Source organism: Azospirillum formosense (assembly GCF_013340925.1).
In the GTDB taxonomy this organism is placed as follows: domain Bacteria; phylum Pseudomonadota; class Alphaproteobacteria; order Azospirillales; family Azospirillaceae; genus Azospirillum; species Azospirillum formosense.
Window position 1 is genome coordinate 1 of record NZ_WHOR01000029.1, and the last position, 23,004, is coordinate 23,004.

Annotated in this window: 21 protein-coding genes; 9 read left to right on the forward strand and 12 right to left on the reverse strand. The window is 65.9% G+C overall.

The window, feature by feature from the left end:
- Positions 1-76 precede the first annotated feature (76 nt).
- Positions 77-1,339, forward strand: a complete 1,263-nt coding sequence (locus GBZ26_RS06240; protein ID WP_174438093.1) for an ABC transporter permease — start codon at positions 77-79, stop codon at positions 1,337-1,339.
- Entirely contained in the window at positions 1,336-2,166 is an 831-nt protein-coding gene (locus GBZ26_RS06245) for an ABC transporter permease (protein WP_174438094.1), read from the forward strand. Before GBZ26_RS06240 ends, GBZ26_RS06245 begins: the two co-directional genes overlap by 4 nt.
- Positions 2,167-2,229: 63 nt before the next feature.
- On the opposite strand, the gene GBZ26_RS06250 is transcribed toward GBZ26_RS06245, so the two are convergent.
- Complete coding sequence (locus GBZ26_RS06250) at positions 2,230-2,814, reverse strand: cupin domain-containing protein (RefSeq protein ID WP_114857999.1); 585 nt, start codon at positions 2,812-2,814, stop codon at positions 2,230-2,232.
- Positions 2,815-2,954: 140 nt separating this feature from the next.
- On the opposite strand from GBZ26_RS06250, the gene gabD reads away from it, so the two are divergent.
- The 4 genes from gabD (at position 2,955) to GBZ26_RS06270 (ending at position 8,768) form a co-directional block, all read left to right on the forward strand.
- Positions 2,955-4,415 carry an NADP-dependent succinate-semialdehyde dehydrogenase gene (gene gabD, locus GBZ26_RS06255; RefSeq protein WP_174438095.1) on the forward strand — a complete coding sequence of 487 codons (1,461 nt, stop codon included), beginning with the start codon at positions 2,955-2,957 and terminating at the stop codon, positions 4,413-4,415.
- Positions 4,416-4,443: 28 nt separating this feature from the next.
- Positions 4,444-5,730: a 4-aminobutyrate--2-oxoglutarate transaminase gene (gene gabT / locus GBZ26_RS06260; RefSeq protein ID WP_174438096.1), complete on the forward strand. Its 1,287-nt coding sequence runs from the start codon at positions 4,444-4,446 to the stop codon at positions 5,728-5,730.
- 131 nt (positions 5,731-5,861) lie between these two features.
- Complete coding sequence (locus GBZ26_RS06265; protein ID WP_174438097.1) at positions 5,862-6,722, forward strand: hypothetical protein; 861 nt, start codon at positions 5,862-5,864, stop codon at positions 6,720-6,722.
- Positions 6,723-7,097: 375 nt separating this feature from the next.
- Positions 7,098-8,768, forward strand: a complete 1,671-nt coding sequence (locus tag GBZ26_RS06270; RefSeq protein WP_174438098.1) for a methyl-accepting chemotaxis protein — start codon at positions 7,098-7,100, stop codon at positions 8,766-8,768.
- A gap of 112 nt (positions 8,769-8,880) precedes the next feature.
- On the opposite strand, the gene GBZ26_RS06275 is transcribed toward GBZ26_RS06270, so the two are convergent.
- From GBZ26_RS06275 to GBZ26_RS06290, 4 genes are read right to left on the reverse strand one after another with little or no spacing between them, the layout of a single operon-like run.
- Entirely contained in the window at positions 8,881-9,246 is a 366-nt protein-coding gene (locus tag GBZ26_RS06275) for a DUF1428 domain-containing protein (protein WP_174438099.1), read from the reverse strand.
- A gap of 41 nt (positions 9,247-9,287) precedes the next feature.
- Complete coding sequence (locus tag GBZ26_RS06280; protein ID WP_174438100.1) at positions 9,288-9,722, reverse strand: VOC family protein; 435 nt, start codon at positions 9,720-9,722, stop codon at positions 9,288-9,290.
- Positions 9,723-9,771: 49 nt separating this feature from the next.
- On the reverse strand, positions 9,772-10,236 hold the full coding sequence (locus tag GBZ26_RS06285; protein ID WP_174438101.1) for an SRPBCC family protein: 465 nt from the start codon (positions 10,234-10,236) through the stop codon (positions 9,772-9,774).
- Entirely contained in the window at positions 10,223-10,873 is a 651-nt protein-coding gene (locus GBZ26_RS06290; RefSeq protein ID WP_174438102.1) for a TetR/AcrR family transcriptional regulator, read from the reverse strand. Before GBZ26_RS06290 ends, GBZ26_RS06285 begins: the two co-directional genes overlap by 14 nt.
- A gap of 309 nt (positions 10,874-11,182) precedes the next feature.
- On the opposite strand from GBZ26_RS06290, the gene GBZ26_RS06295 reads away from it, so the two are divergent.
- Positions 11,183-12,799 carry an AAA family ATPase gene (locus GBZ26_RS06295; RefSeq protein WP_174438103.1) on the forward strand — a complete coding sequence of 539 codons (1,617 nt, stop codon included), beginning with the start codon at positions 11,183-11,185 and terminating at the stop codon, positions 12,797-12,799.
- A gap of 15 nt (positions 12,800-12,814) precedes the next feature.
- Positions 12,815-13,645: a hypothetical protein gene (locus tag GBZ26_RS06300; protein ID WP_174438104.1), complete on the forward strand. Its 831-nt coding sequence runs from the start codon at positions 12,815-12,817 to the stop codon at positions 13,643-13,645.
- 107 nt (positions 13,646-13,752) lie between these two features.
- Here the strand turns inward: GBZ26_RS06300 and GBZ26_RS06305 are convergent, their stop codons facing one another.
- The 3 genes from GBZ26_RS06305 to rocF are packed head-to-tail and all read right to left on the reverse strand — an operon-like array spanning position 13,753 to position 17,185.
- Positions 13,753-14,934: a M14 family metallopeptidase gene (locus GBZ26_RS06305; RefSeq protein WP_246653854.1), complete on the reverse strand. Its 1,182-nt coding sequence runs from the start codon at positions 14,932-14,934 to the stop codon at positions 13,753-13,755.
- A 39-nt stretch (positions 14,935-14,973) separates the two neighbouring features.
- Positions 14,974-16,191 carry an ornithine--oxo-acid transaminase gene (rocD, locus tag GBZ26_RS06310; RefSeq protein WP_174438105.1) on the reverse strand — a complete coding sequence of 406 codons (1,218 nt, stop codon included), beginning with the start codon at positions 16,189-16,191 and terminating at the stop codon, positions 14,974-14,976.
- A 28-nt stretch (positions 16,192-16,219) separates the two neighbouring features.
- Entirely contained in the window at positions 16,220-17,185 is a 966-nt protein-coding gene (gene rocF, locus GBZ26_RS06315) for an arginase (RefSeq protein WP_174438106.1), read from the reverse strand.
- A 130-nt stretch (positions 17,186-17,315) separates the two neighbouring features.
- Here rocF and GBZ26_RS06320 point away from each other — a divergent pair, with 130 nt between their 5' ends.
- Positions 17,316-17,744, forward strand: a complete 429-nt coding sequence (locus GBZ26_RS06320; protein ID WP_014198205.1) for an Lrp/AsnC family transcriptional regulator — start codon at positions 17,316-17,318, stop codon at positions 17,742-17,744.
- A 16-nt stretch (positions 17,745-17,760) separates the two neighbouring features.
- On the opposite strand, the gene GBZ26_RS06325 is transcribed toward GBZ26_RS06320, so the two are convergent.
- The 4 genes from GBZ26_RS06325 to GBZ26_RS06340 all read right to left on the reverse strand — a co-directional run bounded on the left by GBZ26_RS06325 (position 17,761) and on the right by GBZ26_RS06340 (position 22,984).
- Complete coding sequence (locus tag GBZ26_RS06325) at positions 17,761-18,840, reverse strand: ParA family protein (protein ID WP_246653853.1); 1,080 nt, start codon at positions 18,838-18,840, stop codon at positions 17,761-17,763.
- A gap of 144 nt (positions 18,841-18,984) precedes the next feature.
- A complete protein-coding gene (locus tag GBZ26_RS06330) occupies positions 18,985-19,770 on the reverse strand; it encodes a galactosyltransferase-related protein (protein ID WP_174438108.1) in 786 nt (261 codons plus the stop codon).
- The gene (locus GBZ26_RS06335; RefSeq protein ID WP_174438109.1) at positions 19,767-22,253 is read right to left on the reverse strand and encodes a tetratricopeptide repeat protein; all 2,487 of its coding nucleotides are present in this window, start codon (positions 22,251-22,253) and stop codon (positions 19,767-19,769) included. Before GBZ26_RS06335 ends, GBZ26_RS06330 begins: the two co-directional genes overlap by 4 nt.
- A gap of 8 nt (positions 22,254-22,261) precedes the next feature.
- The gene (locus GBZ26_RS06340; RefSeq protein WP_174438110.1) at positions 22,262-22,984 is read right to left on the reverse strand and encodes a hypothetical protein; all 723 of its coding nucleotides are present in this window, start codon (positions 22,982-22,984) and stop codon (positions 22,262-22,264) included.
- Positions 22,985-23,004 lie beyond the last annotated feature (20 nt).

The following is a 23,004-nucleotide window of genomic DNA, read 5'->3' on the forward strand; positions in this document are numbered from 1 at the left end:
GGGGAGGGTTAGGGAGGGGGGCCCTCCTCGACCACCTGCACACAATCTCTACCGCATTTTTCGAAATAGGCCGCCCATGACAGCCGCGTTCGTCGCCGGCGCCGATGCGTCGTCCGAGGTGCCTCTCAAGCGCCGCCTGAAACGGGCGGAGCGGACGCGCCGGCTCAAGGCCCTGGCGCTGATCCTGCCGCTCCTGCTCTTCCTGCTCTTCACCTTCCTCGGTCCCATCGCCGGCATGCTCTGGCGGTCGGTCGACGACTGGGAGGTGCGTCAGGTCCTGCCCCACACCGTCGCGGCCCTGGCCGACTGGGACGGCAAGGACGTCCCGGGCGAGCCGGCCTTCGCCGCGCTGGCCGGCGACATCCGCACGGCGCGCGACGCCGGCACCGTCGCCATCGCGTCCAAGCGGCTGAACTACGCGCTGAACGGCTTCCGCACCATCATGGCGGGCACCGCGCGCAACCTGAAGACCCTGCCGGAGCCGGGCACCGCCAAGGACACGCTGATCGGCATCAACCCGGCCTGGGGCGAACGCGCCACCTGGGCGGCGATCAAGGGCGCCAGCGGGCCGCTCACCAGCTTCTACCTGCTGGGCGCGCTGGACCTGACGCGCAACGTGGACGGCGCCATCGTCGCCGCCCCCGAGGAGCAGGCGATCTACCGCGACGTCTTCGGGCGCACCTTCACCATCAGCCTCGGCGTGACGGTCCTCTGCCTGATCCTGGGTTTCCCGGTCGCCTACATGCTGGCGACGCTGCCCACGGGCCAGTCGAACGTGCTGATGATCTTCGTGCTGCTGCCCTTCTGGACCTCGCTGCTGGTGCGCACCTGCGCCTGGATCGTCGTGCTGCAGAGCGAGGGCATCGTCAACGACAGCCTGCGCTGGATCGGCCTGATCGACGAGCCGCTGCGGCTGATCTACAACCGCTTCGGCGTCTATGTGGCGATGACCCACGTCCTGCTGCCCTTCATGATCCTGCCGCTCTACAGCAGCATGCGGTCGATCTCCCCGGCCTACATGCGGGCCGCGGCGTCGCTCGGCGCCTCGCCGGTCACCGCCTTCCTGCGCATCTACCTGCCGCAGACCGTGCCCGGCATCGGGGCGGGCAGCCTGCTCGTCTTCATCCTGGCCATCGGCTACTACATCACGCCGGCCCTGGTGGGCGGCGCCGCCGACCAGATGATCAGCTACTTCATCGCCTTCTACACGACGGAAACCGTCAACTGGGGTCTGGCCTCGGCGCTGGGTGCCGTGCTTCTGCTCGCCACGCTGCTGCTGGCCGTCGTCTACGGAAAGCTGGTCCACGGCCAGCAGGTCACGGGAGGGATGAAGAATTGAGTGACAACCATTCCCCCCGCACGGCCAGCCAGCGCATCGCCTGGATCACCACCGTGGTCGTCGCCTCGCTGGTGCTGGTCTTCCTGATGGCGCCGATCCTGGCGATCATGCCGCTGTCCTTCAGTTCCGGCTCCTACCTGACCTACCCGCTGCCCGGCTTCTCGCTGCGCTGGTACGAGGATTTCCTGAACTCGCCGCGCTGGGTGTCGTCGCTGAAGAACAGCGTGATCATCGGGGTGGCCTCGACCATCCTGTCGATGGTGCTGGGCACGCTCGCCTCGCTCGGCCTCGCCCAGTGGAAGAGCAAGTTCAAGCCGCTGGTGCTCGCCATCGTGCTGTCGCCGGTCGTCGTGCCGGGCGTCATCACCGCGGTCGGCCTGTACTTCTTCTTCGCGCCGCTGGGCCTGACCGGCAGCTACGCCGGGCTGATCCTGGCGCACACCGCGCTGTCCACGCCCTTCGTGGTCATCACGGTCAGCGCGACGCTGCAGAGCTTCGACATGAATCTGGCGCGGGCCGCCGCCTCGCTCGGCGCCTCGCCCCTCTACGCCTTCCGCCGGGTGATCCTGCCGCTGATCCTGCCGGGTCTGGCCTCGGGTGCCCTGTTCGCCTTCGCCACCAGCTTCGACGAGGTGGTGGTGGTGCTGTTCATGGCCGGTCCGGAGCAGCGCACCCTGCCCCGCGAGATGTTCAGCGGCATCCGCGAGAACATCAGCCCGACCATCACGGCGGCGGCGGTGATCCTGACGACCATCTCGGTCATCCTGCTCGCCACGCTGGAGGCGCTGCGCCGCCGCAACGAGCGGCTGAAGGGCAACCTGCGCTGACACGAAAAAGCCGGGCGGCCCCGATGGGCGGCCCGGCCTTTCCTCAAATCCGGTGGAGTGATGTCACAGGTACGGCGGGGTGCAGGCGCTGATGATTTCGCATTCCTCGTCGCCGAGGTTGCGGAAGCGGTGCGGGATGCGGCTGTCGAACAGATAGGCGTCGCCGGGGCCGAGGATCTCCTTGCGGTCGCCGACCGTCAGCTCGATCCGGCCCTTGATGACGATGCCGCCCTCCTCCGATTCGTGCTGGAGCATGGTGCGGCCGCCGGTGTCGGCGCCGGGGGCGTACTTCTCGTGCAGCACCTGGAGGTTGCGGCCGCGCAAGTCGCCCACCTGCCGGAAGGAGATGGAGCCGACGCGGCTCTTCACCAGCCCGGTCAGCTCGACCAGATCGCCGCCCTTGAAGAAGATCTGCTCGCGCGGCGGCAGGTCGTCGGAGGAGAAGAACTCCGCCAGGGTCATCGGAATGCCCTGGAGCACCTTGCGCAGCGAGGAGACGGACGGGCTGCACCGATTCTGTTCGATGAGCGAGATGGTCCCGTTGGTCACGCCCGCCCGTTGCGCCAACTGGCGCTGGGACAGGGCGTGCGCTTCGCGAACCTGCTTGAGGCGCGCGCCCACGTTGAAATCGACAGCGTCCATGTCCATGGATCGGTTCCTCGCTCCTGACCGGAAGGCATACCGGATTCGCGTGTGTGCGTCATCAAAAACTCAACACCCGATTAGGGTTGTTTAATTTATTAAACATGGGTACGCTCCCGTCACATCGCAAATCGAGGCTGATTCCCATGCTGTCGCTGAACGACCAGAGCCTTCTTCGGACACAAGCCTATGTGAACGGCGCGTGGCGCGACGCCTTCTCCGGCAAGACCTTCGCGGTCACCAACCCGGCGACGGGCGAGGAACTGGCCCGGGTCGCCGACGTCGGCGCGGAAGAGACGCGGCAGGCCATCAACGCCGCCGACGCCGCCCTGCCCGCCTGGCGCGCCAAGACCGCGAAGGAGCGCGCGGCCATCCTGCGCCGCTGGTTCGAGCTGATCATGGCGGCGCAGGAGGATCTGGCCGTCCTGATGACCTTGGAGCAGGGCAAGCCGCTGGCCGAGGCCCGCGGCGAGGTCGCCTACGGCGCCAGCTTCATCGAGTGGTTCGCCGAGGAGGGCAAGCGGGTCTACGGCGACGTGATCCCCAGCTTCGCCGGCAACAAGCGCATCGTCGTCCTGAAGGAGCCGATCGGCGTCGTCGCGGCGATCACCCCGTGGAACTTCCCCAACGCGATGATCACCCGCAAGGTGGGTCCGGCGCTCGCCGCCGGCTGCACCATCGTGGTCAAGCCGGCCGAGGACACCCCGCTGTCCGCCCTGGCGCTGGCCGAGCTGGCCGAGCGCGCGGGCGTTCCGGCCGGGGTGTTTAACATCGTCACCGGGTCCGACCCGGTCGCCATCGGCGGCGAGCTGACCGCCAGCCCGATCGTGCGCAAGCTGTCCTTCACCGGCTCGACCGAGGTCGGCAAGATCCTGATGCGCCAGTCCGCCGACACGGTGAAGAAGGTGTCGCTGGAGCTGGGCGGCAACGCGCCTTTCATCGTGTTCGACGACGCCGACCTGGACGAGGCGGTCAAGGGCGCCTTGGCTTCCAAGTACCGCAACTCCGGCCAGACCTGCGTCTGCGCCAACCGCCTGCTGGTCCAGGCCGGCGTCTACGACGCCTTCGCCGCCAAGCTGGCCGAGGCGGTGAAGCAGATCCGCGTCGGCAACGGCATGGAGGCCGGGGTCACCCAGGGTCCGATGATCAACGGGCAGGCCGTCGAGAAGGTCGAGGAGCTGATGGGCGACGCGCTGGCCAAGGGCGCCAAGGTCGCTCTCGGCGGCAAGCGGCACGCCATGGGCGGCACCTTCTTCGAGCCGACGATCCTGACCGGCGTCACCACCGAGATGCGCGTGGCCCGCGAGGAGATCTTCGGCCCGGTGGCCCCGCTGTTCAAGTTCGAGACGGAGGCCGACGCCATCCGCATGGCGAACGACACCGAGTTCGGTCTGGCGGCCTATTTCTACAGCCGGGACATCGGCCGGGTGTGGCGCGTCGCCGAACAGCTCGAATACGGGATGGTCGGCATCAACGAAGGCATCCTGTCGACCGAGGTCGCGCCGTTCGGCGGCATCAAGCAGTCGGGCATCGGGCGGGAAGGCTCCAAGTACGGTGTGGAGGACTTCCTGGAGATCAAGTACCTGTGCGTCGGCCTGGGCGCCTGACGCCATCCTTTCCAATCGGGGGTTTGAGATGAGCAACCAGTCCTTCCAGGATCGTCGCAACGCCGCCGTTCCGCGCGGCCTCGCCAACGCCATGCCGGTCTATGTCGACCGCGCCGAGAACGCCGAGCTGTGGGACGTCGAGGGCAACCGCTTCATCGACTTCGCCGGCGGCATCGCGGTGCTGAACACCGGCCACCGCCATCCGAAGATCATCGAGGCGGTGAAGGCCCAGCTCGACCGCTTCACCCACACCTGCGCGATGGTCACGCCCTACGAGTCCTTCGTGACCCTGGCGGAGCGGCTGAACGCGCTGGTTCCGGGCTCCACGCCGAAGAAGACCGCCTTCTTCACCACGGGTGCGGAAGCCGTCGAGAACGCCGTGAAGATCGCCCGCGCCCACACCGGCCGTCCGGGCGTGATCGCCTTCTCCGGCGCCTTCCACGGCCGCACGCTGCTGGCGATGGCGCTGACCGGCAAGGTCGTGCCCTACAAGGTCGGCTTCGGCCCCTTCCCGGCCGAGGTCTACCACGCGCCCTTCCCCAACGCCTACCGCGGGGTCAGCGTCCAGGACAGCCTGAAGGCGCTGGAGTCCCTGTTCAAGTCGGACGTGGACGCCACCCGCGTCGCCGCGATCATCGTCGAGCCGGTGCAGGGTGAGGGCGGCTTCAACATCGCCCCGCCGGAGTTCCTCCAGTCCCTGCGCAAGATCTGCGACGACAACGGCATCCTGCTGATCATCGACGAGATCCAGACCGGCTTCGCCCGCACCGGCAAGATGTTCGCCATCGAGCATTCCGGCGTCGAGCCCGACCTGATGACCATGGCGAAGAGCCTGGCCGGCGGTTTCCCGCTGTCGGCGGTCACCGGCAAGGCGGAGATCATGGACGCCCCGATCCCCGGCGGCATCGGCGGCACCTACGCCGGCAGCCCGCTGGCGACCACCGCGGCGCTGGCCGTGCTGGACGTCATCGAGGAGGAGAAGCTGATCCAGCGCTCCAACGACCTGGGCGAGCGCATCGCCGGCCGCTTCCGCAGCATGGCCCAGCGCAACACGCTGTCGGTGATCGGCGACGTGCGCAACCTGGGCGGCATGATCGCCATGGAGCTGGTGAAGGACCGCGGCACCAAGGAGCCGGCGCCGGAGCTGACCAAGGCGCTGGTCGCCAAGGCGGCGGAAAAGGGCCTCGTCCTGCTGTCCTGCGGCACCTATGGCAACGTGATCCGCATCCTGGTTCCGCTGACCGCGTCGGACGCGCTGGTGGACGAGGGTCTGGACATCATCGAGCGCTCCCTGGAGGAGCTGGTTTCGGCCTGAAGCCGCACCTGATTTTTCAGTGAAGTCCCCAGACTGCACGCCCTCCTTCCCGCAAGGGAAGGAGGGTTTCTTTTTGCGCGCCCGCCCGCCCACGCTTTAGGATGGGGCCGCAGGGCGGAGGGGACGGGCGCATGGCCGGCGGGATCGACATCGTCATCATCAAGAAGAACGGGCTGGGCGACGCCGGAGCCAGCGTCTTCGCTGAGGTCGCGGAAACCCTGTGTTTCGCGCTTCGCCGCCTGGGCATTGACGCGGAGATCGCGTGGAACCGCGTCGGCCGCCGGCGCCGCGCCATCGTGCTGGGCGGGCATGACCTGACTCCGGAGGAAGGCGACCGGCTGCCCAGCGGCACCATCCTCTACAATCTGGAGCAGATCGCCACGCTCCACCCCCGCCACGCCCACTATCTGGACCTGCTGCGCCGCTGCCGGGTGTGGGATTACAGCCCGCGCAACATCGCCGATCTGGCCCGCCAGGGCATCCGGGCGCGCCACGTCCCCATCGGGCATGTCGACGAGATGACCCGCATCCCCAACAGCCCCTCCCCCGGCATCGACGTGCTGTTCTACGGCGCCGTGAACCCGCGCCGCCGCGCCATCCTCGACGCGCTGGGCGAGTGCGGCCTGACCGTGGTCAGCCTCCAGCATTATTACGGAGCGCTGCGCGACCGCTTCGTCGCCGACGCGAAGCTGGTGCTGAACCTGCATTACTACGAGGCGGGCATCTTCGAGATCGTCCGCGTCTCGCACCTGCTGTCGAACCGCAAGGCGGTGCTGGCCGAGCGCCACCCCGACACCGAGATCGACCCCGACCTGCTGGACGCCATGGCCTTCGCCCCCTACGACGGGCTGGTCGAGGCCGCCTGCGCGCTGGTCGCCGACGACGACCGCCGCGCCGGTCTGTCGGAAGCGGGGTGGCGGTGCATGAGGAAACGGGATGCGGTGGAAGTGATGCGCGCCGCCGCAACGGAGCTCGGCATCTCCGGCCTTTGATGGGCCTGCACACCGGGTCACGGGGAAGCGGACGCCCTTGACCTCCGTCCCTCCGCAAAGGAAGGCTTGTTTCCGAGCATCGTTCGCGCGCGCGATCCGATCCTCAACGAAACACACCTTCATGATTGCGTTTCCTGTCTGCGCTTCCATAAAAACGGCGCGCGCTCATGCATTCTCTATTTTGAAAAGAATTCGCGGAACGATTATCAAGAACTGGAAAACATCATCTACGGATGAACAAAATTAATCCTACCTCTTTTGGCTTTTTTTAACCCATCCGCTTTATGCCTCATGACATAGGAAGATGAGCGCCGCTCTGGAAGACACCTCTTCATAAGATCGGAACCGGCAGAGGGGATTGGGACGTTGTCAACGATGACCATAAAATCAAAGGTTGCGATCGTTTTCTTTGTTCTGGCGGCGGTGACCATCGCTTCCAACTTATTGTCCATCAACCGCCTCTCGGCCGTGAACGATCTCACGACGGAGAGTGAGGAAAATTGGATGCCGAGCGCGGTGCTGCTGGGCACGCTCAACACCAACACCTCCGACTACCGCATCCTGGAAGTGTCGCACATCCTGGCCGCCAGCGCCGAGGAGATGTCCACGATCGAGCGGAACCTCGCGGCCATGAAGGCGACGGTGCAGAGCAACCGCGCCAAGTACGAAACGTTCATCTCCTCCGCCGATGAGCGCCGCGTCTACGAGCAGTTCGGCCAGAACTGGGACCGCTATCTCACCCTCGGCAGCCAGGTCATCGAACTGTCCCGCAACAAGGACACGGTCAAGGCGGCTGAAATCCTCCGAAATGCGTCGCGAACGCTGTTCGACACGGCGTCCGGCAATCTGATCGAGTTGATCGACATCAACGCACGGGGGTCGGCGGAGGCCAGCCGGCATGGCGACGCCATATACGGCACCGCCCGCATGCTTCTGATCGCGGCCTTCATCCTCGGCACGCTCGTCTGCCTGGTCGGGGCGCTGACGATGATCCGCGGCGTGTCGGCCCCGATCGCCGCGATGACCGAGGCGATGCGGCGTCTGGCCGGCGGCGACAGGACCGTGGCGATCCCCTCCGTGGAGCGGAAGGACGAGATCGGCGCCATGGCTTCGGCCGTCCAGGTCTTCAAGGAGAGCATGATCGAGCGAGAACGCCTCGCCGCCGAGCAGGAAGCCGAGCGGATCGCCAAGGAAAAACGCGCCATGGAGGTGGAGCGCCTGATCGAGGGCTTCGACCGCACGGTGTCGAATGTCCTGAGCAGTGTGGCGTCGGCTTCCACCGAACTCAGCCGGACGGCCGGGAGCATGGTCGAACTGGCGCACCAGACCAACCAGCAGGCCGGCTCGTCGGCCGCGGCGGCGGAACAGACGTCCGCCAACGTGCAGACGGTCGCCGCGGCAACGGAGGAGATGGCCGCCTCCACCCAGGAGATCTCCCGTCAGGTGTCGCGGTCCACGGAAGTCGCCGAGCAGGCCGTGCAGGAGGCCCAGCAGACCGGCGTGACGGTGCGCGGCCTGGCGGACGCGACCAACCGCATCGGCGAGGTGGTGAAGCTGATCAGCGACATCGCCAGCCAGACCAACCTTCTGGCTCTGAACGCCACCATCGAGGCCGCCAGGGCCGGCGAGGCCGGCAAGGGATTCGCCGTCGTCGCCAGCGAGGTGAAGGCGCTCGCCAACCAGACGGGCAAGGCCACGGAGGAGATCGCCACGCAGATCGCCAGTGTGCAGTCGGCCACGAGCGGCACCGTCACCGCCATCGAGGGAATCGGGCAGACCATCACCAGAATCAACGAGATCGCCGCGACCATCGCCGCCGCCATCGAGGAGCAGAACGCCACGACCGGCGAGATCACCCGCAACGTTCAACAGGCGGCCCAGGGCACCCAGCAGGTCAGCAACAACATCCTGCAAGTCAACCAGGGGGCCACACAGACGGGCGCGGCGGCAACGCAGGTGCTCGGCGCGTCCGACGAGCTGGCGCGCCAGTCCGAAACCCTGCGCCGCGAGGTCGAAACCTTCCTTGCCGGCATCCGCGCCGCCTGACGCGGCCAAGCGGTCGCCGAGCGAACGGGGCCCTTCCGTGCCGGCGTGGCAAGGAAGGGCCTTCGCGTTTCACGTCAGCTTCCGGGCCAGCGCCCGGGTCAGCCGGGGTCGCTCACAGCTCGACGACCGGCGCGAAGCCGCCGAAGATCATCCGCTTGCCGTCGAAGGGCATCGGGTTTTTCTCCGGGCTGAACCGCTCGTCGGTCTTCATCAGCTCCTCGATCCGCCCCATCCCGGCGTCCCGCGTCGCCTTGTCCGGCCATTCGATCCAAGAGAAGGCCACCGTCTCGTCCTCCGTCGCCTGCACGGCCCGGCGGAAATCGGTGAGCTTGCCGTTGGGCACGTCGTCGCCCCAGCATTCGATGATGCGCGTCGCGCCAAGCTCCTTGAACAGAACGTCGACCTTGTTCGCGTGGTCGATGAAGGCCTGCTTGTTGGCCGTCGGAACCGCGATGACGAACCCGTCGATGTACGCCATGTCCTTCCTCCCTTGTTTGGTTGAAGCTTCGGCCCCGCCCGTCAGGACGCCGCCGCGTCCGGGCACTTCGCGCCGGTGTGGTTGAGCATCCAGGGCGTGCCGAAGCGGTCGGTGACCATGGCGAAGCGCTCGGCCCAGAAGGTCTCGCCCGGCGGCATCTCAACGGCGCGGGCGTCCTTCGCCAGCACGGCGAAGATGCGGTCGAACTCGGCGAGCGACGGCGGGGCGATCTGCACCCGGAATCCCTGCGGCGTGCTGTACATGCTGTCCGGCGAGTCGGACGCCATCACCGTGGTCGCCCCCAGCTTCACCATCATGTTCATCACGAGGTGATCGCCGCCGGGCATCCGGCTGTCCGCGTCCGGGGCGTCGCCGTTGCGGAACACATAGACGACCTCGCCGCCGAGGGTTTCGGCGTAGTGGGTCATCGCCTCCAGGCAGGTCCCGTTGAAGAACAGGTAGATCGTCGGTTCCATGGTGTTGTTTCCTCCCGGTAAGACTGTTTTGGGGTCAGAGCGTCTTGAATCAGAGCGTTTTAGCCAGGGCTTCGAGCTGGTCGGTCGCTTTGCCCCAGCCTTCGTGGAAGCCCATCTTCTCATGCTCGTCGCGCGCCTCGGCGCTCCAGTGCATGGCGCGCGCGGTGTAGAGGGTCCGGCCGGCGCCCGCGTCCTCGAACCGCACGTCGGCGGTCATGAAGGCCCGGCCCGACGGCCGCCAGCCGGGGCGGAAGGCGTCGGTGAAGACCAGACGCCGCCCCTCCTCCACGTCGAGGAAGACGCCGGGCTCGCCGAAGGATTCGCCGTTCGGACCGTTCATCAGCGTGAAGAACTCGCCGCCCGGCCGGAGGTCCATCCGTGCCTCGGACACGAACCAGGGCTTGGGGCAGAACCACTGTTTCAGCAGCTCGGGTTCGGTCCAGCAGCGCCACAGCGCGCCGCGCGGCGCGTCGAGGCTGCGGGTCAGAACGAGGTCGCGCTCAACATCCGTCATGGGGAGTCCCTTTCGAGCGGGGCTGTGAAAAGAGCAGCGTGAGGTAGCGTTTCAGGTGATCGACGCTCTCCAGCGCCTCCTCGCGCCCGCCCGTCGCCTTGGCGAGGATGAAGGCGCCCTGGAGCACGGCCTGGGTGTGCCGCGCGAGGCTCGCCGGGGTCCAGTCGGCCTCGATGCCGCGCGCCGCCATGGCCGCCGCGATGTCCGGTTCCAGCGTCGCCGCGTGGCCGAAGATGCTGGCGGCGCAGGCGTCGCGGATCGCCGGGTGCGACCCGTAGACCTCCTGCGTCATGGTCCCGACGAGGCAGGTGAATTCGGCGGGATCGCCGTCGATGATCGCCTTGCGGAAGTCGACATAACCGAACAGCCGGTCGAGCGGGTCGTCGAGCCGGTGGTACGGCGCGTTCGCGAAGAAGGCCGAGGTGGTTTCCGCCCAATAGGCGGCGGCGGCGACGCCGAGCGCTTCCTTGGTCTCGAAATGATGGAAGAACGCGCCCTTGGTGACCCCCGCCGCCTTGCAGAGATCATCGACAGAGGTCGCCGCAAAGCCCTTGGCTCGGATGACGTCCCGCGCCGCTTCGAGGAGCCGGGTGCGGGCGTCGCCGCGTTCGGGGTGATGTTTGGCGGGTCTCGGCATGGGTCGAAACATACCGGGCGGTTGGTATGTTCGTCAAGCGTGGAGAGACGCCGCCCCGACGTCCAGCGCGGCAGCCTCGGCGCGCCGGACGAGCGCTGCCTGACCGTGATTAGTCTTGGAATGCAGATCAAACCTCCGCTGGTCCGAGCAAAACCAATGGCTTGCCCCCATAAAGACGGGGTTTTGATCCATACTCTTAAGCATTGCCACGGAGCGCTCTGCGACCACTTCGTCAACGATACGCAAATCATGGACATCTAAAGGCAAGCATGCTAGACAAGAAGAAATTTTTTTGGGGCAACGTGAAACATGATAAAATCTGTAAGCATTAAAAACATCAGGTCGTTCTCCAACCGTACATGGAATTTCAAAATCAATCCTTTGACTGTGTTTTGCGGAACCAACAGCGCAGGAAAATCGACAGTCCTTAAAACGCTCCTTTTGCTCCAACAATCTTTTGAGGATAAGGAGTCTGATATTTCCCGCGAAGGACATCTACGTTTTAACGGGAAAAGCGTCGACCTTGGAAATTACGCGACTTTTGTTAGCGGGAATGATGAGAAAAAAGATATATCAATATCTCTAACCCTGGAAGGCGATTTTCGAAAATATTATTTCGAGAAAGTTCTTGAGAAAACGCTTTCCTCCAGAAATAGCGCAAAATTGAAAAAATGGATCTTAAATTCAGAAAAACTGAAATATGACTTGGTCGCTGACTTTAGGTTTACTTACAGCTCTGAAAACCAAAGAGACCCTGAAGAAACGTCAACGCCAGGAGCCTCTCAAGGAATATTACACTCTGCCAAGTTTAAAGTAATGCTTAACAACGTCAATACCATGGAGTTTAGCGTTGAGAGAAGCACTTCATTTTCTGAAATTGATCAAGAATTCAAGAACATAGCTAGCCAATTTGATTACTTGCTGGTTATCCCAACCTCAATTTTTAATGCATCCGGCGGCGAGAAAGTACTAAAGCCAATCCTTGAAACCGAGGATGGAAATTCTGTATTTATCGCAATAATGGGCGGAATAATACCGCGCGGCATGTTTGGCATGCCTCCGGATGGAAAATACAAGATAGCAAAGAGCGAAAGGAACATTGCATTCGCACAGCTTCCGCCATTTCTTGAAGATGCCTTAACAATGCTTCGCTCGCACATCAAAAAGATTCATTATCTCGGTCCCTTGCGAGCAGCTGCCAAAAGATATTATGTTCTCGATAGAGACATTGCACCAGGATATGATCATGCTGGTGAATTTCTCCCGTACATCCTCCGTGATCGTATGGAGCAAAAAATTAATTTCCCACTTCCATCAAACATTACTTCCAGTTCTCAGTATACTCTGAAGGTACAGATAAATCATTGGATGCATTACCTCAGGACGGGTGAGCTTATGACCACTTACAGAACAAGGGAGGTTGATACTTCATATCACAAGAATGTTTTGGGTGAGCTTATGGTAACAAGCGTCTCCGGAAAAGGATACGCTCTTGCTGATTCTGGCTTTGGATACTCGCAAGTCCTACCCATAATTGTGAGAGGCTTGCTGTCTGAGAAAAGCTCAACTTTTATTGTTGAGCAGCCAGAGTTACATCTCCACCCTGCTTTACAGGTTCGATTAGCTCTTTTCTTCGTCGCCATGTCGCTTTCAGGAAGAACCGTTCTTCTTGAGAGTCATAGCGAGCACCTCGTTAACTCTTTTCGAATTCTAGCAGCAGAACACTCGAGCAATGAAATTTCAGAAAAGCTTTCCATTACATTTATCTGTGCCGAACGTGGAAAACCTGAAGTGCATGATATGTCAGTTCGACCAGATGGGACTATCCCTGAATGGCCCAAGTCATTCTTTGGTGAAGCCATTGAACTTGCCACTAGACTTCTAAAAGCTCAAAAAGGAAAAAGATTAGAAAACTCGCGAAGCTAACGGGGAAATTTCACAATGATGCCCTTTATTTCCTTATCACCCATGGCATTAGACCATAGCTTTCCTCGATCAGGAGAAGATCTTGACACAGCAGTTGACGCAATTGCAGGCGTAATTGCTTTGATTCATGACAACAAAGCCAGACTGATCATAACAGATATGCTCGCAGAATTTGTTCACGACTTCGATTGGTCGCGTGGTGAAAGTGTGCCAATTCTATGGGATATTCACAGAATGCTGACAAGCGTAATTTTATATAATACGAACTCATGCATGATAAGCGACACAACGGATGTAAAAAAATTTCAGGTGCACCCTTTGCCATCACATTGCGCCAGCATTGGAAACACTAATATATGGCAAGAAGAGATGGGTAAACTTCTCCAAATCCATGTCCAAAGCCACTCAGGAAGCGGCTATTGCATCGGAATAGCATGTGATAATGCATTTAGCGGAAAGAAGAAGTCCATCTATTTAAGTGAAGAATTATCCTTTCCTCTCGTCTCCCCAGAAGAAATCCACTCACTTTTAAGCGGACAACTGTGGGATATACACCCCGATAGTATCTCTGGCGACATTTCTTTCTTGACGGCAAAAAAGAATCTTAAGGTTCTAGGTGACGTAAGAATTACTAAACTAAATGGCGGAAGCCATTATAAAGTAACTTTTTTAAAAGGAGAGCGCCCGTGGGCTCTCGACAAAAATGACGACCCTGTTCCCGAGCCCTACCTAAAGGAATTGATAGACATCACTAAACTCCCATACGATGTTATTCGATACGCCCTAATAAACGGGAAAATGCCGCCCAAGAAATGGAGAATACCAGTAAAAACTGAAAAAATCTAGATATGGAAATTCCTTGTGGTTCAACAACTAAGCTGGGGACCAAAATCAACAAAATTTCTGCCGTGATTTCAAAAAATGGCTCCTTGGTCAATAATAAAAGGATACTCTCACGCGCTCAGCAACGGCCCCGTCCGGCGCAGCGTCGTCCCCGCCACCTTGGCGATCCGCTTGCCCGCCAGGGTGAAGCGGGTCGCGCTGTGAGCGTAGAGCACGCCCGCCGATTCGCTGCGCACCGGGGTCATCTCGCCGGTCAGCGGGTCGAGGATGTCGGCGACCACGGCGCCGGCCTCCACGCGGTCGCCCGCCTTGTGATGGAAGACCACCACGCCGCCCACCGGGGCGGTCAGGGGTTCGGAGGATTCCAGCGGGGTCGGGGCGCACAGCGGCTCCGGCAGGGCCGGCGGCTCGCCGGACAGGACGCCGACATGGGTGAGGAAGCCGGCGATGGCCCGGGCGTCCGCTTCGCCCTGGGCGTGCTCCACGTCGGCCTGCCCGCGCAGTTCCACGGTCACGGAATGGCAGCCGAAGGGGATCGGGCGGTCGGGCCAGCGCTTGGCAAGCTCGTTCCAGGGGCGGCTGACCGCCTCGTCGAAGGGGTCGCCGCCGGATTCCTCGGCCAGGAAGACCGCCTGCGCGCCCAGAAGCCGCTGCAACGGGGCGAAGGCCTCCGCCGAGGGCGTCAGGGTGTAGAGGTGCATCACCGCTTCCAGGTCGCAATGCAGGTCCAGTACCCAATCGGCCTGGAGCGCCAGTTCCAGAAGACGGTGCTTCATGTGCTCCGTCTCGGTGCGCGGGGTGCGTTCGGCCAGCGCTTCGGCCAGGGCGGCGCGGATGGCGGCCTTGTTGGCCTCGCCGTCGTCGGTCAGCCGGTCGGCCACGCGCTCGGCCACCGCCTCGGTCAGGTGGGGGTAGTCGCGGTTGAAGTTCTTGCCGTCGTCCTGGTCGAAGCGGCCCAGGTGATGGTCCATCAGCGACTGGCCCAGCCCCACCGGGTTGGCGACCGGGACGAGGATCACCTCGCCGGCGATCCGCCCCTCGGCCTCCAGCGCGGTCAGGATGCGGCGCAGCTTGTCGGCCACCAGCATCGCCGGGATCTCGTCAGCGTGCAGCGACGCCTGGATGTAGGCGCAGGGCCGCGCGCCCGCCGTGCCGAAGCGCTGGACGGTCAGGGTCCTCCGGGTGCCGGGGGTGGCGGACGGAAGGTCGATGATGGCGCTGTGCATGGCGGATCGCTGCTGGATGGATGGAAAGCCCGCCCCCACCGTGGCGAAGGCCGGGGCGGGCCGCAAGCGCCTTTTCCGCCGGGCACCTTTTCCACCGGGCAGCCTTTACGGGAGGGCGGTTCCCGTCAGCACGGCGTCGAACTGCTCCAGCGCCCAATCGACCTGCTCGCGGGTGATGACCAGCGGCGGGGCGATGCGGATGGTGTGGTCGTGGGTGTCCTTCGCCAGGACGCCGTGCGCCCGCAGCGCCTCGCAATAGCGGCGCGCCCCGCCCGCCTCCGGGTGCAGTTCCACCGCCAGCATCAGGCCGCGCCCGCGCACCTCGCGGATCACGTTGCTGCGGATGGCGCCGAGCTGCTCCAGGAAATAGGCGCCCTGGGCGGCGGCGTTGTCGATCATGCCCTCCTCCACCAGCACCCGCATGGCGGCGCGGGCGACGGCGCAGGCCAGCGGGTTGCCGCCGAAGGTGCTGCCGTGCTGGCCGGGCTTCAGCACGCCCAGCACCTCGGAGTTCGACAGCACCGCCGACACCGGGTAGAAGCCGCCGGACAGCGCCTTGCCGATCAGGGTGACGTCGGCCTCCACCCCCTCATGCTCCTCGGCCAGCAGCTTGCCGGTGCGGCCCAGCCCGGTCTGGATCTCGTCCAGGATCATCACGACGTTGCGCTCCGTGCACAGGTCGCGCACCCGGCGCAGATAGCCGGCGGGCGGAATGACCACGCCGGCCTCGCCCTGGATCGGCTCCAGCAGGACGGCCACCGTGTTGGGGGTCATCGCCGCCTCCAGCGCCGCCGCGTCGCCGAAGGGCACGGTGCGGAAGCCCGGCGTGAAGGGGCCGAAGCCGCCGCGGGCGTCCGGGTCGGTGCTGAAGCTGACGATGGTGATGGTGCGGCCGTGAAAATTGTCCGAGCAGACGATGATCTCCGCCTGGTTCTCCGGCACGCCGCGCACCTCGTAACCCCACTTGCGCACCGTCTTGATCGCCGATTCCACCGCCTCCGCCCCGCTGTTCATCGGCAGGATCTTGTGGGAGCCGGTGAGCGCCGCCAGCTCCTCGTAGAACGGCGCCAGCTGGTCGTTGCGGAAGGCGCGGGAGGTCAGGGTCAGCTTGGAGGCTTGGCTCACCATCGCTTCCAAAATCTTCGGGTGGCAATGGCCCTGGTTGACGGCGGAGTAGGCCGACAGGCAGTCGAGATAGCGGTTGCCCTCGGTGTCCCAGACATAGACGCCCTCGCCGCGCGCCAGCACGACGTCCAGCGGCTTGTAATTGTGGGCGCCCAGGCGGTGTTCGGTCCCGATCAGGTCGGCGGCGTGCTGAAGCATGGCGTTCTCTCCGGGAGTTGTTTCTTCTTCAGACGGCTTGGCCGCCGATCTGCGACTGGGTGACGGCGGGGTCGATGATGCGGCGCCCGAACAGGCTCGCCACCAGATCGACCAGCAGCAGCGCGCTCTTGCCCCGCTCGTCGAGGAAGGGGTTCAGCTCCACCACGTCCAGCGAGCCGACGACGCCCGCGTCGTGCAGCATCTCCATGATCAGGTGCGCCTCGCGGTAGGTCGCCCCGCCGAGCACCGCCGTGCCCACCGCCGGCGCGATGGCGGGGTCGAGGAAGTCCACGTCCAGGCTGACGTGCAGATGGCCGCCGGCCTGCCGCACCCGCTCGATGATGCGGCGCATATGGACGCCGACCCCGTGCTCGTCGATCAGCCGCATGTCCACCACGTCCACCCCGCGGGCGCGCAGCAGGCGCCGCTCGCCGGGGTCGAGGGAGCGGATGCCGAACAGATGCACGTGCGCCGGGTTCACGGTGGCGCGCTGTTCCGGCGGGAAGACGTCGTCGAAGCCGTCCTCCCCGCACAGCAGGGCCACCGGCATGCCGTGCCTGTTGCCGGACGGCGAGGTGTGGGGGGTGTTGAAGTCGCCGTGCGCGTCCAGCCACAGCACGAACAGCGGCGTGCCGGCCTCCCGGCAATGGCGGGCCACCCCGGTGACCGAGCCCATGGACAGGCTGTGGTCGCCGCCCAGGAACACCGGCACGCCGCCGCCCTGCATCATGGAATAGGAGCGGTCGGCCAGCGCCCGCGACCAGGCGGTGATCTCCGCCAGACGGGCGGTGGCGGCGTCGCCCTCGCCCCAGGGGTCGGGTGTCAGGTCACCAAGGTCGCGGACCTCGTGCCCCAGCTCGCGCAGGGCGCGGACCAGACCCGCCGTGCGCAGCGCCGCCGGCCCCATCAGGGCGCCGGGATGGCCGGCCCCCGCCTCGATGGGAACGCCGATGATCTCCACGAAGCGCTGATCGTCCCGATCCCCCGACGCCATGCCGTCCCTCTCTGTGTGCGATCGTGCCTCCCATGACTATCGGGGGCGGCACCGGCGGCAGAAAGACGGAAAAGTGCCAACGAACGGCGGCCATTTTGACAGTTTGCCAAGCCCGACTTATCATTTCGGCATGGATGACCTCGACCACCGCCTGTTGGGCCTGCTGCGCGCCGACGCGCGCCAGCCCGTCGCCGGCCTCGCCGCCGCGCTGAAAGTGTCGCGCGCGACCGTGCGCGCCCGCATCGACCGTCTGGTCGAGAGCGGGGTCATCGCCGGCTTCACGGTGCTGCTGCGCAAGGACTTGCGGCCCGCCATGGTCCGGGCCATCACGATGATCGAGGTGGAGGGCCGCGCCGCCGAGACGGTCATCGCCCGCCTGCACGGCTTCCCGGAGGTGCGGACCGTCTACACCACCAACGGGCGCTGGGACGTCGTCGCTGAAATCGAAACGGAGTCGCTGGAGGCCTTCGACGACACGCTGCGCCGCGTCCGGCAGATCGCCGGCATCGCCTCCACCGAGACCAGCATCCTGCTCTCCGCCCGCAAGGCGGTGCTGTAGCCTACCCGCCGAGAGATCAGCCCCCCAGGCCGGCCAGGACGCCGCCCAGAAGCGGTTGGCCGAACAAAGCCCCCAGGGCGAAGCCGACCATCAGCCCGACCGCCGCGGCGACCAGCGCCCGGCCGGCGCCGCCCTTCGGCGCCTCAGCCCCAGCGCTGCGTCCGTTGCCGCCGCCCGTGGAGTCGTCGCCCTCGTCCGGTGCCGCCGCGCGGCGGGCGCTGTAGGAGGAGTCGGTGTCGGCGTGCCACGCGCGGATGCGGTCCTGCGCCGGCTTCAGCTGCTCGTCGGTCGGGGAGGAGCCGCGTCCGTGGACGATCTCCCAGCCCAGCGCCAGGAAGCGCGTGGTTGTCCGCCCCTCCGGGCTGAAGATCGCGGCGGGCATCCGGCGGTAGGTCGCCTTCACCACGTCCACGTCGTAGGGGATCGCCGTGCGGAACATCTGATCCGGAAATTCGGAGCGCAGCAGGGTCAGCGATTCGCGCCCGACCTCGTCGTTGGTGATCGACAGCATCAGGATGCCGGCCACCGACAGGTTGGGGTTCATGCCCTTCTGGATGTGCTCGACCACCGACAGGGTGCGCTTCAGCCCGTCCAGCGCGTAGCGCCCCGGAAAGACCGGAAGCACCAGCCGGTCCGACGCCGCCAGCGCGCCGGCCGCCAGATGGCCGAGCGCCGGCGGGCAGTCGATCACCACGTAATCCGGCGGGTTGCGCGAGAAGTGCAGCGCCTTGCGCAGGCCGCGCTGCGACCCGCCGCGGGCGTCCAGCGCGTGCTCCAGCGAATAGAGCTTGCGCGCCCCGACGATCATCGACAGCCCGTCGAAGCTGGTCGGGGTGATGGCGTCCTCGACGAAGGTGTCCTGGCTCAGCAGGTCGTTGATGCCGACGCGCGCCTTCTCCCGCAGCAGGAAGTTGCTGGTGGCGCTGCTCTGCGGGTCGAAGTCGATCAGGACGACGCTCTTGCCCAGCGCGGCCAGCGCCAGGGCGAGGTTCACCGAGGTGGTCGTCTTGCCGACGCCGCCCTTCTGATTGTACACCGCCAGGATGGTCGGCTGCCGCGTCTCCGGCGCGTCGAAGACGTCTTCGTGGCTGGTCATGTCCATTCCGCTTCGTCGTTTCGCGGGTGTTCGTCCTGCGGGCCAGGAGCCACCCCAAGCGGGGCGGGCAAGCGGCGCACTATACGCATTGGAACGCGCCGGTGTCTTCCCGCAGATGCGCGGGTGTCCCGAAAGGTAACAGCTTCAGCGTGCCTTGAAGGCCGCCAACTGGCCGGGCAGCGGCGCCATGGTCAGGCGGACGCGCACGATCTCCCATCGCCCCTCGGCACCGGGAGGAGCCCCGTCGCAGGGGCGGCGGTCGAGGATGTCGAAGGACAGGCTGGACAGGCCGTCCTCCTCCGGGATCGCCCCGCCGGCCCAGTTCGCCTGGAACACCCGCTTGTTGACCCGCGAGATGGGCGAGGCCGAGGCGTCGGGGTTGAAGCCCTCGTTGTCGTGGTCCAGCGGCTCGAACCGGCCGGGCCGCCGCGCGGTCGGGATGCGGCGGGAGCGGATGCGCAGCGACAGGTCGAAATCCTCGTAGCCCCAGCCCCAATAGGCGTTGGAATAGCCGTCGATCCGCCGGAACACGTCGTTCGGCATCAGCAGGACGCCGCCCATCGTGCTCTCCAGGTCGGTGGTCACCGTCTGGTCCGAGCGGCCCGGCGCCACCGGCCGCTGCTCCGCCCCGAAGGACAGGATGGGGGTCGGCCGGTCGACCCAGGAGTAATCGGCGTCGACGGGCAGATAGTCGATGTCGTGCAGGCAGGTGTAGCCGCTCTCCGCCTCGCCCAGCAGGAAGCCGACATTCTTGACGGCGCCCCGGTTGAAGGGCAGCCCGGCCTCCTGCTCGACGATGGTGACGCGGTAGTCGATGGGATCGGCGAGCGTTGCGAAGTAAGCGCCGACCCGCGGCACGAAGTTCCGCAGATGGGCCGCGCGGTCGCGGTAGGGCACGACGATGTGAAGGCGCCGGTCCATGGTTGTCATCGCGCGTCTCCTGCCGATGCGAAGCGTTGCTGGATCGCCCGATAGGCGTCCTCCAGATCGCGGGCGAAGCGGTCGCCGTCGAACAGCGGGCTGGCCGTCCGCGCGGCCGCCAGGCGCGCCTTCAGCCCGGCCAGCCGCTCCGCATCGCGGGCGAGGACCAGGGCCAGCGCTTCATAGGACTCCAGCGAGTTCGTCACCAGTTCCGGCAGCCCCACCGTGTCCAGAAGGCTGGCCGCCACCCGCCCGGCGAAGGTCCCGCCGCGGCAGGTCACCACCGGAAGCCCGGTCCACAGCGCGTCGCTGGCCGTGGTGTGGGCGTTGTAGGGCAGCGTGTCGAGGAACAGGTCGGCCAGCCGGTGCCGCGCCAGATGCTCCGCCAGCGGGCGCGGCGGCGCGAAGACGAGACGCTCCGGTTCCACGCCGCGGGCCGCCGCCTCACGCCGCAGGTTGCCGGCCACCAGCGGGTTGCCGGCGTAGAGCCACAGCACGCTCCCCGGAACGGCGCGCAGCAGCCGCGCCCAGACGTCGAACACAGCGGGCGTCAGCTTGTAGGGGCTGTTGAAGCAGCAGAAGACGAAGCCATCCTCCGGCAACCCGCAGTCGGCGCGCGTCGGGGTGCGCTCCGCGATGGCGCGGTGGCGGTCGTTGGGCTGGTAGCAGTGGGGAAGCCGCACCACCGCCTCGCGGTAGAAGCCCTCCTCGCCCGGCGGGATGGTCACCGCGTCGGCCAGGATCACGTCGATGAAATCCGCCCCCATGGTGCCGGGATAGCCCAGCCAGTTCACCTGCACCGGGGCGGGCCGCGCCGCCAGGATGGCCGTGCGGGCGAAGGCCGTGTAGCCCTTCAGGTCCACCAGGATGTCGATGCCGTCGGCGGCGATGGCTTGCGCGGCGTCGCGGTCGGAGCGGTCGCGCAGGTCCACGAAGCGCTCCACCGCGGCGGTCAGGCGGCGGCGCATCGGGCTGCCGTCGTCGATGCCGGTGGAATAGGCGGTGACGGCGACGCGTGTCCGGTCGTGCCGCTCCAGAAGCTCCGCCATGAGATAGGCGGTGGCGTGCTCATGGAAGTCGGCGGAGAGGTAGCCGATGCGCAGGCGCCCGTCTCCGGCAACGGCGGGACGCGCCACCGCCGGCACGCCGCGCGCCTTCTGCCGCGCCCAGCGCTCCGCCGCCGCCCGCTGGTCCGCCACGGTCGTGTCCACCGCCAGCAGGCCGAACGGCGGCACGCCCAGCGCCCCGGCGCGCATACGCCCGATCAGGTCGCCTTCCAGCGCCGGCAGGTCGCGCCAGTCGCAGGCGTGCCTCTGCTGCTGCACCAGTTGCGCCAACGCCGGGTTGTAGGCGGGGGAGAGCCGGCGGACGCGGCGGAGGGCCTCGATGGACGGCGCAACCCGGTCGGCCAGGATCGCGGCGGCAGCCAGATCCTCCCACCCCGCCGGGTCGCCGGGATCGAGGGCCACCGCCCGGCGCAGCGCGTCGAGCGCGGCGTCCGGCCGCAAACCGCCGGTCAGCGTCTGGCCGAGAATCCGCCACGCCGCGCCATGCTCCGGATGCCGCCCGATCGCGCCGCGCAGCACCGCGAGTGCGCCCGCCGTGTCGTGCAGGCCGAGCAGTTCCACCGCCAGATCGACCGCTGCCGTTACGGACTCGGGCTGGAGCCCGAGAACCGTCCGATACTCCGCCACCGCCTCCTCCCGCCGGCCGGCGGCGGCCAGCGCGTTGGCAAGGTTGCGGCGCAACGCAGGATCGTCCGGGGCCAGCCGCACCGCCACCGCGTTCGCCCGCACCGCCTCGCCCCAACGGCCCGCCGCGTGGGAGGCGTTGCCCAGCAGCATCCAGCCGTGCCGGTCCGCCGGGTTCAGCGCCGCCATGCGGCAACCGATCCGCCACGCCTCGTCCGGGCGCCCGGCGGCCAGGGCAAGGCCGCCGAGGTTGTTCAGGGACACCGCGTGCTCCGGGTTGCGCGCCAGCGCCGTACGGTAGGCGGTTTCGGCCTCGCCGGTCCGGCCCAAGCCTTCCAGCGCCACCGCCAGATTTTTCCAGGTGCCGGCGTCCTCCGGCCGGTGGCGCAAGGCCTCGCGGTAAGCGGCTTCGGCCTCGCCGGGGCGGCCCTGCTCCTGGAGCGCCACGCCGAGGTTGTTCCACACCTCGCCAAGGCCGGGGCAGGCCGCCAGGACGGCGCGGTAGTGCGGCTCGGCCTCCGCCGGGCGTCCTTGGGCATGAAGGGACAGCGCCATCCCGTAATGGGCGTCGGGGGAGTCGGGCTCCAGTTTCAGCGCCGCGGCGTAGACCGCGCCCGCCGGCCCCCATTGCGACAGACCCGCCAGCAGGCTGCCGAAATCCAGATAGATGTCCGCGTGCTTGCGCAGCGCCAGCGCCTGCTGGAACAGCGCCACGGCGTCCCGCAAGCGGCCCTCGCGCTGGGCGGCGACGGCCTGCCGGTGCAGCGCGGCGGCCCGTTCGGCGGTTTCGGGACAGTCCATGCGCCCTCTCAGTCCCGCTGACGGGTGTGCAGAAGGATGCGTGGGATCTCCGGCGGGCGCCGGTCGTCGCCCCATTGCGAGATGTCGGGGATCGTGCTCACCCCGCGGCGGCGGGCGAGCAGGCTGAGGATGCTCTGGTCGTGCCGGTGGTCGCGGAATTCCGGGTAGTCGGGCTTGCCGCACTCGTTCGGCGCGTCGGTGAGGATGCGCTCGTCCTGGGCGAAGCGCAGCCATTCGGAGACGAAGGCGATGGTCTCCGGCGTCCGTTCGCAGACGATGAAACTCGCCAGGATCTGCGTGGCGTCGGTGTATTCCGGCCGGTCCAGCCGCATGAAATGGAAGCAGTCGCGCTTGGTCCAGCCGCGGTTCTTGAACGCGTCCTGCAGGGTGAACAGCAGGATGGGCAGGTCGCGCCGCTCCCGGCAGAGGTCGATCACCGGGTCGGCGCGGTGCACGAAATGGGCGCCGCTGTCGCAGTAGAACAGCACGTCGCCGTCCTTCAGATGGTCGCGCAGCAGGGTCCAGATGGCCCAGGGTTTCCACAGCCAATAGCCCGCGCCACGCGGCTGGTCGAGGATGAAGCGGTTGCGCTCGACAAAGGCCGGGTCGATGTGCCCGCGGCCCAGCATCGCCACGGAATCGAAGCCGCCGATCTCCATCCCGCTCTGTGCGTTGCGCTTCTGCGCCGCCAGAAAGGCCCCGTCCGCGTAGTTCAGCAGCACCCGCGCCATCGCTCCCCCTCCCCCCGGCC